The organism is Pseudomonas chaetocerotis, from assembly GCF_015712105.2.
Classification (GTDB): domain Bacteria; phylum Pseudomonadota; class Gammaproteobacteria; order Pseudomonadales; family Pseudomonadaceae; genus Aquipseudomonas; species Aquipseudomonas chaetocerotis.
Map to the genome: position 1 here is coordinate 765,547 of NZ_JACFYX020000001.1, position 13,506 is coordinate 779,052.

Consider the following 13,506-nt stretch of genomic DNA (forward strand, 5'->3'; position numbering starts at 1 on the left):
CATGCCAGCCAACCGACACACCACCCTCACCTACCTGGCCTCGCTGCCAGGTCTGCTGCTGGTGTGCAGCCTGCTGTTGGCGTGCCAGGTCACTCTCGCCAGCACGCGCCTGGACGACAGCAGCGCAGCACAGGATCTCTATGGACGGGTCGACTTTCTCGTCGATCCCCAGAGCGCGCTGAGCCTGGACGACGTTCGCGCTGTCGATGCCCCTTTTCAGCCCTCGATGAACCGCCGTGACCTCAGCTTCGGCTACGTGCCGGGAGTAATCTGGCTGCGCCTGGCGCTGCAATCGGATGCCCGGCAAACACGTGTCTGGCGCCTGGAACTGAATTACGCCTCGCTGGACGAGGTGCGCCTGTACGACATCGGCGCCGATGGCGTGCGCGAGTCGCGCAGCGGCGACACCGTGCCCTACGCGCAGCGCAGCGTCGGCCATCGCAACCCGGTATTCGAGATCGCGCTGCAGCCCGGCGAGCAACGCACGCTGTACCTGCGCGTCGACTCGCGCGGCAGCATGACCCTCAGCGGCACCCTGATGCCTGCGCGCGATTTCGAGCAGCATAGTCAGAATGGTTATCTGGTACATGCCATCTACTTCGGCGTGCTGATCGCACTGGGGCTTTACAACCTGCTGCTGTTTCTCGCCCTGCGCGAACGGCCTTTCCTAAACTATGTGCTGTTCATGTTCGCCTTCGCCCTCAGCGTGCTCTCGCTCAATGGTCTTGGCGCGCAGTATTTGTGGTCCGAAGCTGCGCCCTGGAGCAACCGCATGCTGCCGGTCAGCCTGACGTCGGCGGCGCTGCTGTCGGTGGTTTTTGCGCGCAGCTTTCTCGATACCCGCCAGTGGCTGCCGCGCTGGGACAAGGGCCTGCTGATGCTGTCCATCGCCATCGGCGTGGCCGTCTTGGCCAGTGTGCTGCTGCCGCTGCAGCGCGCGCTGCAGCTGATGTCGCTGACCGGCCTGATCGCCACCCTGACACTACTGCTCACCAGCTTCGTCTGCATTGGCTACCGGGTGCCCGGCGCCCGCCTGTTCGCCCTGGCCTGGCTGATGCTACTGACCGGCGCGGTGCTGCTGGCGCTACGCAACTTCGCCCTGATCCCGTCGAATTTTCTTACCCTGTACGCCATGCAGATCGGCTCGGGGCTGGAGATGATCCTGTTATCCTTTGCCCTGGCAGCACGTTTCAACGAACTCAAGCGCCAGCGCGAGGCCGCGCTGCAGCTCAACGAACAGATCCTCGCCAAGCGCGTCACCGAACGTACCCAGGCCTTGGAACAGGCCAATCAGCGCCTCAGTGAGCTGGCCCTGCAGGACCCACTGACCGGCCTGGCCAACCGTACCGCCCTGCAGCAACACCTGGAGCAGGCACTGGCGCGCAGCCTGCGGCGCAACGAACTACTGGCCGTGATGCTGATCGACCTGGACGGCTTCAAGCCGATCAACGACCAGCACGGCCATGGCTATGGCGACCTGGTACTGGCCGAAATAGCGCGGCGCCTGCGGCAGTACGTGCGCGATACCGATCTGCCTGCGCGCCTCGGCGGTGACGAGTTCGTGGTGATCTGCGAGAGCGTGCAATCAGCCGAACATGCGCACGACCTGGCCAAGCGCCTGCTGGAAGGACTGGACACGCCGATGCATCTGGAAGATCGTGCCGTACGCGTCGGCGCCAGCATCGGCATCGCCCTGAGCCGCGGCGCTGACGATGCCACCCTGCTGATTCGCCTGGCTGATGCCGCCATGTACCGAGCCAAGGCCGAAGGTCGCAACCGCGTACAACTGGCCACCCAATAGCTTTGAAGAGGGGCTGCCGCCCCTTTCACCAACCCGAATCCGAAAACGCACCATGAACAAGAATCTGCTGCTGCAAGACGTGCTCACCCATCTGCAGACCGACCTCGAACAGGCCAGCCTCGCAGCCCTGAGCGCCCACGAAGCGGCTACCCACGAAGAGAACGTCGCCGAGAACAAGTACGACACCCTGGGCCTGGAGGCCGCCTACCTGGCCAGTGGGCAGGCGCGTCGCGTCGAAGAGCTGCGCCAGACCCTGATCACCTGGCGCCAGTTGCGCCCGCGCCCCTTCGATATCGAGCAGGGCATCCAGCTCGGCGCGCTGGTGCAACTTGCGACCGAGGATGGTCACGAACACTGGCTGTTTCTTGGCCCCCCAGGTGCCAGCATGAAACTGCAACTGGCCGACCAGACCATCCAGGTACTAGGCCATACCGCACCGCTCGGGAAGCTGCTGCTCGGCAAGAAGCCCGGCGACGAGATAAGCCTGCCAGTAGGGAGCCGGCAACAGGTTTTCGAGGTGCTGACAGCCGCGTAAACGGAACTATCTGGGCTAGGGTTGGTAATGAGCGATGAACACCACGCCTTGCGAGAGCCCATACCATGGAAAACCCGACCCACAGCCTGCCAGCCCTGTTCAAGCAGCTCGGCCTGCCTGACGATGCCGCCAGCATCAGCGCCTTCATCAGTACCCACTCGCCGCTGCCAGCCACTTGCTCGCTGGCCGATGCGCCGTTCTGGAGCCCGGCGCAGGCCGCGCTGCTGCGCGAGGAAATTCTCGAAGACGCCGACTGGGCCGAGGTAGTCGATCAGCTCAACCTGCGCCTGCACAGCTAATACACCGGGGTGTCCCATCGGTGCGCACAGCACAACCTACGATGGAGCCAGCCGCACCCTGTGGTTCAGCCTGTGCCGGTCATTTCGCGCCAGGTCAGGTACATGCGCAGGTCGAACTCGATCTGCGCATAGCCCGGCAACATGTGATCGCACAGCTTGTAGAAAGCCTTGTTGTGATCGGCCTCCTTCAGGTGCGCGAGCTCATGCACCACGATCATCTGCAAGAAGGCCGGCGCCGCGTCGCGAAACAGCGAGGCGACGCGAATCTCCTTCTTAGCCTTGAGCTTGCCGCCCTGCACCCGCGAGATCGCCGTGTGCAGGCCGAGGGCGCGGTGGGTGAGGTCGAGGCGATTGTCGTAGAGCACCTTGTCGATGGCTGGTGCGTTCTTCAGGTGCTCCTGCTTGAGCGCCATCACGTAGCCGTAGAGCGCCTTGTCGCTCTGCACCTCATGCCGGCCCGGATAGCGCTGCGCCAGGTAGTCGCCCAACCGGTCATCGGCGATCAGTTGGCGAACCTGCTGCTGCAAGGCAACCGGATAACCCTGTAGATACTTCAACGATACGATTCCACATACATCAGGACCGCCAGTGTAACGGATGCCGCACTACTCGCTGGGCACCACACGCAGCAGGCGCCCCTGCGGGTTATCGGTGAGCAGATACAGCGCACCATCCGGCCCGCTGCGCACATCACGAATGCGCTCGCCCAGCTCCTCGAAGAGGATTTCCTCACCCGCCAGCATGCCGTCGCGCACGCGAATGCGTCGTACGCTGCGCTCGGCCAGGGTGGCGGCGAACAAGTCGCCCTGCCACTCGGGGAAACGCTCGCCGCGATACAGGGTCAGGCTCGACGGCGCCACCGAGGGCGTCCAGTGCAGCAATGGCGAGGTCAACCCCGGCAGCTCGGTGTAGGGGCTAACGCGCGCACCGGTGTAATCGATACCGAAGGTCGCCAGCGGCCAGCCGTAGTTGTTGCCGGCCTCGATCAGGTTGAGCTCGTCCCCTCCGCGCGGGCCATGCTCGTGGCTATACAGCCGATTGTGCTCGGCGTCGTAGAAGATGCCCTGGACGTTGCGGTGGCCGAGGCTGTAGATCTCCGGCGCAGCGCCTTCCTGCCCCACCAGCGGGTTGTCCTGCGGCACGCTGCCGTCGCGGTTCAGGCGCACGATCTTGCCCAGGTGGTTGGTCGGGTTCTGCGCCTGCTCGCGCCAGTCGAAGCCGTCGCCCAGGGTCAGCACCAGGGTCTTGTCGGCGAGAAAGGCGATACGCCCGCCGTAATGCGCGGCGCCAGCCTTGAGCGGCTGGGCGGTGAACAACACTTCGAAGTCGTGCAACTCGTCATCCACCAGGCGGGCGCGAGCCAGTCGCGTGTTGTTGGCCTCCAGCGAGCCGTGCGCATAGGTCAGGTACAGCCAGCGGTTGTCGCTGTAGTCGGGGTCCAGCGCCACTTCCATCAGCCCGGCCTGGGCAGCGATGAAGGCTTCGGGCAAACCCGCCACCGGCTCGGGATCGACGCTGCCATCGGCTTCGATGATGCGCAGCCGCCCGACACGCTCGGTCACCAGCATGCGCCCGTCCGGCAGGAAAGCCACGGCCCAGGGATTCTCCAGCCCCTTGCTGAAGGTTTCGATGCGGTAGTCCTGGGCCAGCAGCGGCGTGCTGACGAACAGGGCGCCGAGTATCAGCGCGCGGGTGCTTCTCAACATGGGCAACGCCTTGTCACAGAGAATCGGAGGAAGTCGGCTGCGTCCGGTAGCGCACTCGTCGGCCGAGCAGGGCGAACAGCAGCGCACCGACGCTACCGCAGGCCATCAGCCCGAGCGTGCCGAAAGGGCTACGGTCAGCGGCAATCAGAGTCGGCATCGGCGCCAGCGCATTGGCCAGTGCCAGCGCCGTCCAGATGGCTGCAGCGCCGGCCAGCACGAAGATCAGCCAACGCAGCAGCGGCATGCGCCGCGCCAGCCAGGTAGCCAGCGGCAGGGCAATGAGAAAACCCAGGGCACTGAGCAGAGCGAAGGTCGGGGCGAAGCCAAGCAGATCGAGGCAGGTTGTGCCGACGCGCACATCCAGCGGCATCGGCGCGCCGAGCGCCTGCAGCGCGGCGAGATTGGTCTGGGTCTGGAAGATCGAGGCGAGCAGCGAGGCCAGCAACACGGCAAGAAGGAAAGCGAGCAACAGACGTGGCTTGCTGGACATGGGTGGCAGGTTCCCGGAACGACAGTGCAGGGATTATGGCGTACCCCATCAGCCGTTATGCCCTGGGTGTTTTACAGGGTTTTACCTGCACCGAGCCGAGCGCAGCACGACAGGATTCCAGACTGGATCGAAACGCCACCGATCACGACCTTATATTGACGCCAACAATACGACGTACGGCCCTCTCGCTTTCCCACCGGCGGCCGTTACAACGCCTGCCACGAGCGCACTCGCTGCTCGCGACAGGCAGCCCTGCCGCCCTTCTAGCTCGCGCGTCACCGGCTGGAACGCCAAGTAAGCCGTTACTGACTCCTGGATGAGATGTGCCACCGACTGAAGTTTCCGTTTTTCAGGAGCGTTGAACATGATCGAACTCGCCATGTGGAATCTCAGCATTCCAGTCGGCGTCCCAGCGACCACCATCGAGACCCGCGTTCTGGCCGGTGGATATCAGGATCACTATTTCCAGTCCAAAGATGGCGCCATCTTCTTCTGGGCGCCGGTCAACGGCACCACCACCGAAAGCGCCAAGTACCCACGCAGCGAGCTGCGCGAAACCTATGCCGACGGCAGCCTGCGCAACTGGACCTACCCGGAGGCGGACCATTTCCTGCACGCCGGGCTGCAGATCAGCCAGGTTCCCTCCACCGGCAAGATCGTCATCGGCCAGATCCACGCTTATAAGAGCTCGATGCCGCTGCTCAAGCTGGAGTATCAGTACAAAGCCTATGCGCAAAGCGGCAACATCGTTGCCAAGGTACGTCTGAGCCCCGAGGCCGAGATTCAGACCGTTACCCTGGCGACTGGCATTGCCCTGAACCAGCGTTTTACCTATGTCGTGCACCTGACACCCAAAGGCACGCTGGTAATCAACCTCAACGCCAGCAAATGGGGCACCCGACTTGACTCGAGTTGGGCTCAGAAGCCGCTGTATTTCAAGGCCGGCGTTTATACCCAGGACAACACTGGCTACGAGACCGAGGCGGGCGCTGCACGCTTCGACAAGCTGCTTATCGAGCACCGCGCCCCGCTCAGCGCAACCCCCTGAAACCCGAACGCCAGGCATGAAAAAGCCGCGACGTTTGCACAGTCGCGGCTCTCGGCTGAACCAGGCGGCGGGCTTGCGCCCGCGCAGGCTCAGTTGACCTTGGCGTTCAACTCGCCACTGGCGTAGCGCTGGTACATGCCTTCCAGAGAAATCGGCTTGATCTTGGAGGCGTTGCCAGCGGTGCCGAAGGCTTCGTAGCGGGCGATGCAGATGTCGCGCATGGCAACGATGGTCTTGGCGAAGAACTTGCGCGGGTCGAACTCGCTCGGGTGCTCGGCCATCATGCGGCGGATGGCGCCCGTGGAAGCCAGACGCAGGTCGGTGTCGATATTGACCTTGCGCACGCCGTGCTTGATGCCTTCGACGATTTCTTCGACCGGCACACCGTAGGTTTCCTTGATGTCGCCGCCGAATTCGTTGATCACCTTCAGCCATTCCTGCGGAACGGAGGAAGAACCGTGCATCACCAGGTGGGTGTTGGGGATGCGCTTGTGGATTTCCTTGATGCGCTCGATGGAGAGCACGTCGCCGGTTGGCGGCTTGGTGAACTTGTAGGCGCCGTGACTGGTGCCGATGGCAATGGCCAGGGCATCGACCTGGGTGGCCTTGACGAAGGCAGCAGCTTCTTCCGGGTCGGTCAGCAGTTGACTGTGATCCAGCACGCCCTCGGCGCCGACGCCGTCTTCTTCACCGGCCATGCCGGTTTCCAGGCTACCCAGGCAACCCAACTCGCCTTCCACGGATACGCCACAGGCGTGTGCGAACGCAACGGTCTGCTGGGTCACACGCACGTTGTAGTCGTAGTCGGCCGGCGTCTTGCCGTCTTCCTTGAGCGAGCCGTCCATCATCACCGAGGAAAAACCCAGCTGGATGGAGCGCTGGCAGACGTCAGGGCTGGTGCCGTGATCCTGATGCATGCACACCGGGATGTGCGGGAACTCCTCGATGGCAGCCAGGATCAGGTGGCGCAGGAAAGGCGCGCCTGCGTACTTGCGGGCACCAGCGGAGGCCTGGACGATGACCGGCGAATCGGTCTTGTCGGCGGCTTCCATGATGGCGCGCATCTGCTCGAGGTTGTTGACGTTGAAGGCCGGCACGCCGTAGCCGAATTCGGCGGCGTGGTCGAGCATCTGGCGCATGCTGATAAGTGCCATGGTGTTTCTGTCTCCCGGTTTGGAGGTCGTTAATCGTGCAAGCCTGCCGCAGGGGCAGGCGTTGTTCAAGTTTCCTGAAGCTCGGGCATGCCCGCAGTTCTCGCCTCGGCGTCGCCGAGGATGTTACGGGGCCTTGCAGCCGCGGCCTATCAGGTCATCGGTCGCCGTCCAGTAGACCAGGCCTTCCTCACCCTTGGTGTGGAAGGACAAACGCCCGTCGCTGTACAACGCACCAGATCCTGCCGGCTCCTGAGTCAGACGGTAGACGATGTCGCCACCGCCCAGGCGCAGATCCACCTGGTCGACGCTGTCGTTGGCGAAGCGCCAGAGCACTTCGGTCTGGCTGTCGCATACCCAGCGATTCCATTGATCCGGTGCCGCTGGCTGACTGCTGCAGGCCACAAGCAACAGGGCGGCGGCAGCAAGCCCCGCCAGTCTGATTCCGATCATTGCTTCTCCTAGTCAGCAACGCTGTTCCGGTGCCGAACCCGTGGGCTGACCACTGCTCTGCTCGACCCGCTGATCATCCTGAGTGGTCGGGGTTTCGATCTGCGCCGGGCTGAACACCTCGCAGGCCGCTTCTCGACCACCGCCAGCGCAACCCGCCAGCAACATACCCATGACACTCAAGACGGCTAACTTGCCCATGACATGACTCCTTGTTCGATGATCCGGTTTTCTACAGACCACCCGTTCACGTCAGGGTTTAATCCGTCGCGGGTGAAGGACACGCCCTCACCCTGACCGGTGTTTATCGTGCGCGTTGCTCCAGCACTTCCACAGCTGGCAGCACCTTGCCTTCGACGAACTCGAGGAACGCGCCGCCGCCAGTGGAAATGTAGGAGATCTTGTCGGCTACGCCATATTTGTCGATGGCTGCCAGGGTATCGCCACCGCCAGCGATGGAGAACGCAGGACTTTCAGCGATGGCCAGTGCCAGGGCCTTGGTGCCGTTGCCGAACTGATCGAACTCGAACACACCGACCGGGCCGTTCCACAGGATAGTCTGCGAAGCCTTGAGCATCTCAGCGAACATCACCGCAGTCTGCGGGCCGATGTCGAGGATCATGTCGTCTTCAGCCACATCCTTGACCGCCTTGACGGTGGCTTCGGCATCCTCGGCGAAGGCCTTGGCGACCACCACGTCGACCGGCAGCGGTACGCTGACCTTGGCCGCAATGGCCTTGGCGGTCTCGACCAGATCGGCCTCGTACAGCGATTTGCCCACCGGCAGGCCGGCAGCAGCGAGGAAGGTGTTGGCGATGCCTCCACCGACGATCAGCGAGTCGCAGATATCAGCCAGGGAGTTGAGTACGTCCAGCTTGGTCGACACCTTGGAGCCGGCGACGATGGCCAGCATCGGCCGGGCCGGCTTGCCCAGCGCCTGGCCCAGGGCGTCCAGCTCGGCTGCCAGCAGCGGGCCGGCGCAGGCGACCTTGGCGAACTTCGCCACGCCATGAGTCGAACCCTGAGCGCGGTGAGCGGTACCGAAGGCGTCCATCACGAACACGTCGCACAGGGCAGCGTACTGCTGGGCCAGATCGTCGGTGTTCTTCTTCTCGCCCTTGTTGAAGCGTACGTTCTCCAGCAGCACCAGCTCGCCAGCCTTGACCTCGACACCGCCGAGGTAGTCCTTGACCAGCGGCACATCGCGGCCGAGCGCCTTGCTCAGGTAGGCGGCGACCGGTGCCAGGCTGTCTTCCTCGCTGTAGATGCCCTCTTCCGGGCGCCCCAGGTGCGAGCAGACCAGCACGGCCGCGCCCTTCTCCAGCGCCAGCTTGATGGTCGGCAAGGAGGCGAGGATACGCGCGTCGCTCTTGACCACACCGTCCTTCACCGGGACGTTGAGGTCTTCGCGGATCAACACCCGCTTACCAGCGAGGTCGAGGTCGGTCATCTTCAGAACGGTCATGGATCAGTCCTTCACAAAGGCTGGTTGTACGGAGGAAGTGGATACAGCGAGAAAATGTTCAGCGACATCGAGCATACGGTTGGCAAACCCCCACTCATTGTCGAACCAGGCCAGCAGGTTGACCAGGCGCGGGCCGGACACGCGGGTCTGGCTGCCGTCGACGATGGCCGAGTGCGGGTCGTGGTTGAAGTCGCAGCTGGCGTGCGGCAGTTCGGTATAGGCCAGCAGCCCCTTGAGCGGGCCGCTTTGTGCCGCCTGGCGCAGCACGCGGTTGATCTCTTCTGCAGACGTATCGCGCGCGGTCTGCAGGGTAATGTCCAGGCAGGAGACGTTGACCGTCGGCACACGGATGGCCTTGGCCTGGATACGCCCAGCCAGTTCCGGCAGCAAGCGCTCTATACCACGCGCCAGGCCGGTGGACACCGGGATCACCGACTGAAAGGCCGAGCGCGTGCGGCGCAGGTCTTCGTGGTGGTAGGCATCGATCACCGGTTGGTCGTTCATCGCCGAGTGGATGGTGGTAATGGAGACGTACTCCAGACCCACCACCTCATCGAGAAGTTTCAACAACGGCACGCCGCAGTTGGTGGTGCAGGATGCATTCGATACCAGCCGCTCGGCGCCGCTCAGGCACTGCTGATTGACTCCGTAGACCACGGTGGCATCGATATCCGCCTCGCTGGCCATCGGCTGCGACAGCAGTACGCGCGGCGCGCCGGCGTCGATGAAGCGTTGCGCCTGGTCACGGGTAACGTACTGGCCGGAGCACTCCAGCAGCAGATCGATATCCAACGCCGTCCAGTCGATGGCCTCGGGTTCGCTCTGGCGCAGCACCTTCACGCAATCGCCATTGATGTGCAGGCAGTCGCCATCGACCTTCACCTCGCCGGGAAAGCGCCCGTGGGTGGAGTCGAAGCGGGTCAGGTATTCGATGCTGGCCTGATCGGCCAGGTCGTTCAGCGCGACGATTTCCAGACTCGCCGAATTGCCACGCTCATGCAGCGCGCGCAGCACGCAACGGCCGATGCGGCCATAACCGTTGAGGGCGACACGATAGGGACGATTGGACATAGCATATCTCGGATGAACGTAGGGTGGATCGCGCTTTATTGATCCACCGGGCGGTGTAACGGTGGATCAACAGAGCGTCAGCTACGCGCCCTGATCCACCGCTACAGCGTCGTTCTCGCTCAGGCGTCCAGCAGTTCTTCGGCAGTGGCGACGATGTTGTCGACAGTGAAGCCGAAGTGCTCGAACAGTGCAGGAGCCGGGGCCGACTCACCGAAGCTGGTCATGCCGATGATGCGACCTTCCAGGCCCACGTACTTGTACCAGTAGTCGGCGTGCGAGGCCTCGATGGCAATGCGCGCACCGACTTGCAGTGGCAGCACGTCCTGCTTGTAGCCGGCGTCCTGGGCGTCGAACACGCTGGTGGAGGGCATCGACACCACGCGCACCTTGCGGCCGGCAGCGGTCAGCTTGTCGTAGGCCGCCACGGCCAGACCGACTTCCGAACCGGTGGCGATCAGAATCAGCTCCGGCTCGCCGCCGCTGTCTTTCAGTACGTAGCCACCGCGAGCGATATTAGCCAGTTGCTGGGCGTCGCGTGCTTGGTGCGGCAGATTCTGGCGGCTGAACACCAGGGCGCTCGGGCCGTCGGCGCGCTCGATGGCGTACTTCCAGGCCACGGCGGATTCCACGGCATCAGCCGGGCGCCAGGTATCGAGGTTCGGCGTGCCACGCAGGCTGGCCAGTTGCTCGATCGGCTGGTGGGTCGGGCCATCTTCGCCAAGACCGATGGAGTCGTGGGTGAACACGTACAGCACACGTTTCTTCATCAGCGCGGACATGCGCACGGCGTTGCGCGCGTATTCCATGAAGATCAGGAAGGTCGCACCGTACGGCACGAAACCGCCGTGCAGCGCGATGCCGTTCATGATGGCGCTCATGCCGAACTCGCGCACGCCGTAGAACATGTAGTTGCCGGAAGCGTCGTCAGCGGAGACGCCCTTGCAGCCCTTCCACAGGGTCAGGTTGGAGCCGGCCAGGTCGGCCGAACCGCCAAGGAATTCCGGCAGCAGCGGGCCGAAGGCATTCAGCGCGTTCTGGCTGGCCTTGCGGCTGGCGATGGTTTCACCCTTCTCGGCGACATCCTTGATGTAGGCAGCGGCCTTCTCGGCGAAATCGGCCGGCAGCTCACCGGCAATGCGGCGCTTGAACTCGGCGGCCAGTTCAGGATGGGCAGCGGCGTAGGCGGCAAACTTCTCGTTCCAGGCGGCTTCGGCGGCAGCACCAGCGACCTTGGCGTCCCACTCGGCGTAGATCTCGGCCGGGATTTCGAACGGACCGTGGTTCCAGCCCAGCGCGGCGCGGGTCAGGGCAATTTCGTCGTTGCCCAGCGGGGCACCGTGGCACTCTTCCTTGCCCTGCTTGTTCGGCGAACCGAAGCCGATGGTGGTCTTGCAGCAGATCAGGGTCGGCTGGTCCACGCTCTTGCGCGCGGTCTCGATGGCCATCTTGATCTCTTCGGCGTCATGGCCGTCGACGTTGCGGATCACCTGCCAGCCGTAGGCTTCGAAGCGCTTGGGCGTATCGTCGGTGAACCAGCCCTCGACTTCACCGTCGATGGAGATGCCATTGTCGTCGTAGAAGGCGATCAGCTTGCCCAGGCCCAGGGTACCGGCCAGCGAACAGACTTCATGACTGATGCCTTCCATCATGCAACCGTCACCGAGGAACACATAGGTGTTGTGGTCGACGATGTTGTGGCCTTCACGGTTGAACTGCGCGCCCAGCACCTTCTCGGCGATGGCGAAGCCGACGGCGTTGGCAATGCCCTGGCCGAGCGGGCCGGTGGTGGTCTCGACGCCCGGGGTGTAACCGTATTCCGGGTGGCCCGGAGTACGACTGTGCAGCTGGCGGAACTGCTTGAGGTCTTCGATGCCGAGGTCGTAGCCAGTCAGGTGCAGCAACGAATAGATCAGCATCGAGCCATGACCGTTGGACAGCACGAAGCGGTCACGATCAGCGAAGTTCGGGTTGCTGGGGTTGTGCTTGAGGTAGTCGCGCCACAGCACTTCGGCGATGTCCGCCATACCCATGGGGGCACCGGGGTGGCCGCTGTTGGCTTTCTGCACGGCATCCATGCTCAGGGCACGAATGGCATTGGCTCGCTCACGACGGCTGGGCATCGCTGAATCTCCTACGGGGGCTGCTTCTGAATGAAGGGGGCGAAAAAAGACGCCTATTTTCGCCCAGCCGGCCCCCATGGGGCAATGACAGATGGTCGTAGAGACCAAATCAGCCCGCCGGCTCGCTCAGAACGCTCACCGCCGGGCTGCCCGGTCCGCCCAGGCAGGGCGCCTGAAACAACTCGCCATGCCAGACGCCGGCGAGCGTGCGACTGAACACTAGCGTCCAGACCGCCGCCAGTTGCACCGCCAGCAGCAAACCGATGAAGGCGAAAAGACTCAAACCGGTCACGGCCTGCAGCTCGAAAGTGGCCAGGGCGAATACGCCCAGCGGAAAGGTGAAACCCCACCAACCGAGGTTGAACGGCATGTTGTCGCGGATGTAGTGGCGGGTGAACAGCGTGGCGATCACCAGCCACCACAGCCCCGCCCCCCACAGTGCCAGACCACCAATCAGACCGAGATCCCGCGCCAGCTCGGCGGCGCTGACCAGCGGTGTACCGGCAAAAGCCAGCGGCGCCGCCTGCCCCATGCTCAGAAGGCCCAGACAGCCGGTAGCCAGCGGCCCCAGCGGCAGCCAACTGGTGGCGGCAAAATCGGTATCCGGCAGTTTGTGCAAAGCCAGGCGCAGCAGCACCAGAGTGATCAGCGAGAACGCCAGCGACAGCGACAATCCCCACAGCACGAAACCGGCCACCAGCAGCTGTTGCGCCGCCTCGGTCGCCAGATGCGGCGCCAACGCCCCTGCCGTGCTGGCGGCGACCTCCGGTGCGACGATAGGTAGCAGCCAGACCGCAGTGAGCTTCTCCAGCGCATGATGCTGGCGGGTGAACATCAGATAAGGCACCAACAAGGCGCCGAGCAGCGCCAGCGCCGCGTCCAGCCACCACAGTGCATGGGCCAGCGCGTAGATCCCTTCGCCCCAGCGCGGCACACCGAACAGCAACAAGCCCTTGATCAGCACCGCCAAGCCCATGGGAATGGCACCCAGGAACATCGACTGCACCGGATGCAGCAGCATCGGCCAGATGGTTTCGCGAAACAGCGCCAGGCGCAGCAGAAACAAAATGCCGAACAAGGCAAACAGGCCGACCGCAACAAACCACAGCCCTTCGGCGAGTATCGACAATCCCGGCATATGCCAGGGCAGATGAGCGATCACCAGCGCCAGCACACCGGTGCCCATGGTCATGGCGAACCAGCTGGGGGTGAAATGACGAATGAAAGCCAGGGGCTCGGGTAAACGACTGAAGGGGCGCGGCATGAGTCGGGTGGTCCCGTGACATGAGTGATGGCGCAAGGGTAAGAATTGGCTTGCCATATGAAAAATACATATTCAGCATTCAATCCATACTTTTCCTTTATGCATA

At 63.4% G+C, this 13,506-nt stretch carries 14 protein-coding genes; 4 read left to right on the top strand and 10 right to left on the bottom strand.

Translation table 11 applies throughout. The features are described from left to right. The first annotated feature begins 1 nt into the window (after position 1). The 3 genes from H3221_RS03480 (at position 2) to H3221_RS03490 (ending at position 2,635) form a co-directional block, all read left to right on the top strand. Positions 2-1,801: a diguanylate cyclase gene (locus tag H3221_RS03480; RefSeq protein WP_196475509.1), complete on the top strand. Its 1,800-nt coding sequence runs from the start codon at positions 2-4 to the stop codon at positions 1,799-1,801. Between the two features lie 52 nt (positions 1,802-1,853). Continuing rightward, entirely contained in the window at positions 1,854-2,336 is a 483-nt protein-coding gene (locus H3221_RS03485; RefSeq protein ID WP_196475508.1) for a GreA/GreB family elongation factor, read from the top strand. 65 nt (positions 2,337-2,401) lie between these two features. Continuing rightward, a complete protein-coding gene (locus tag H3221_RS03490; RefSeq protein ID WP_196475507.1) occupies positions 2,402-2,635 on the top strand; it encodes a DUF2789 domain-containing protein in 234 nt (77 codons plus the stop codon). Between the two features lie 65 nt (positions 2,636-2,700). Here H3221_RS03490 and H3221_RS03495 read toward each other — a convergent pair whose 3' ends face one another. From H3221_RS03495 to H3221_RS03505, 3 genes are read right to left on the bottom strand one after another with little or no spacing between them, the layout of a single operon-like run. After that, entirely contained in the window at positions 2,701-3,201 is a 501-nt protein-coding gene (locus tag H3221_RS03495) for a YgjP-like metallopeptidase domain-containing protein (RefSeq protein WP_178094749.1), read from the bottom strand. Positions 3,202-3,240: 39 nt separating this feature from the next. Continuing rightward, a complete protein-coding gene (locus tag H3221_RS03500; RefSeq protein ID WP_196475506.1) occupies positions 3,241-4,341 on the bottom strand; it encodes a PQQ-dependent sugar dehydrogenase in 1,101 nt (366 codons plus the stop codon). A gap of 13 nt (positions 4,342-4,354) precedes the next feature. Continuing rightward, positions 4,355-4,831 carry a hypothetical protein gene (locus tag H3221_RS03505; protein WP_196475505.1) on the bottom strand — a complete coding sequence of 159 codons (477 nt, stop codon included), beginning with the start codon at positions 4,829-4,831 and terminating at the stop codon, positions 4,355-4,357. Positions 4,832-5,195: 364 nt separating this feature from the next. On the opposite strand from H3221_RS03505, the gene H3221_RS03510 reads away from it, so the two are divergent. Beyond that, positions 5,196-5,879 (top strand): polysaccharide lyase family 7 protein, encoded by a 684-nt coding sequence (locus H3221_RS03510; protein ID WP_196475504.1) that lies wholly within the window; start codon positions 5,196-5,198, stop codon positions 5,877-5,879. 89 nt (positions 5,880-5,968) lie between these two features. On the opposite strand, the gene fba is transcribed toward H3221_RS03510, so the two are convergent. The 7 genes from fba to H3221_RS03545 all read right to left on the bottom strand — a co-directional run bounded on the left by fba (position 5,969) and on the right by H3221_RS03545 (position 13,400). Beyond that, positions 5,969-7,033 carry a class II fructose-bisphosphate aldolase gene (fba, locus tag H3221_RS03515; RefSeq protein WP_084341275.1) on the bottom strand — a complete coding sequence of 355 codons (1,065 nt, stop codon included), beginning with the start codon at positions 7,031-7,033 and terminating at the stop codon, positions 5,969-5,971. A 123-nt stretch (positions 7,034-7,156) separates the two neighbouring features. Next, complete coding sequence (locus tag H3221_RS03520) at positions 7,157-7,483, bottom strand: MliC family protein (RefSeq protein ID WP_196475503.1); 327 nt, start codon at positions 7,481-7,483, stop codon at positions 7,157-7,159. 12 nt (positions 7,484-7,495) lie between these two features. Further along, entirely contained in the window at positions 7,496-7,681 is a 186-nt protein-coding gene (locus H3221_RS03525) for a hypothetical protein (protein ID WP_196475502.1), read from the bottom strand. A gap of 103 nt (positions 7,682-7,784) precedes the next feature. Continuing rightward, positions 7,785-8,945, bottom strand: a complete 1,161-nt coding sequence (locus H3221_RS03530) for a phosphoglycerate kinase (protein WP_196475501.1) — start codon at positions 8,943-8,945, stop codon at positions 7,785-7,787. A gap of 3 nt (positions 8,946-8,948) precedes the next feature. Then, entirely contained in the window at positions 8,949-10,016 is a 1,068-nt protein-coding gene (epd, locus tag H3221_RS03535) for an erythrose-4-phosphate dehydrogenase (RefSeq protein WP_196475500.1), read from the bottom strand. 119 nt (positions 10,017-10,135) lie between these two features. Further along, complete coding sequence (tkt, locus tag H3221_RS03540; protein ID WP_196475499.1) at positions 10,136-12,136, bottom strand: transketolase; 2,001 nt, start codon at positions 12,134-12,136, stop codon at positions 10,136-10,138. 109 nt (positions 12,137-12,245) lie between these two features. Then, complete coding sequence (locus H3221_RS03545) at positions 12,246-13,400, bottom strand: TDT family transporter (RefSeq protein WP_196475498.1); 1,155 nt, start codon at positions 13,398-13,400, stop codon at positions 12,246-12,248. Between the last annotated feature and the right edge of the window lie 106 nt (positions 13,401-13,506).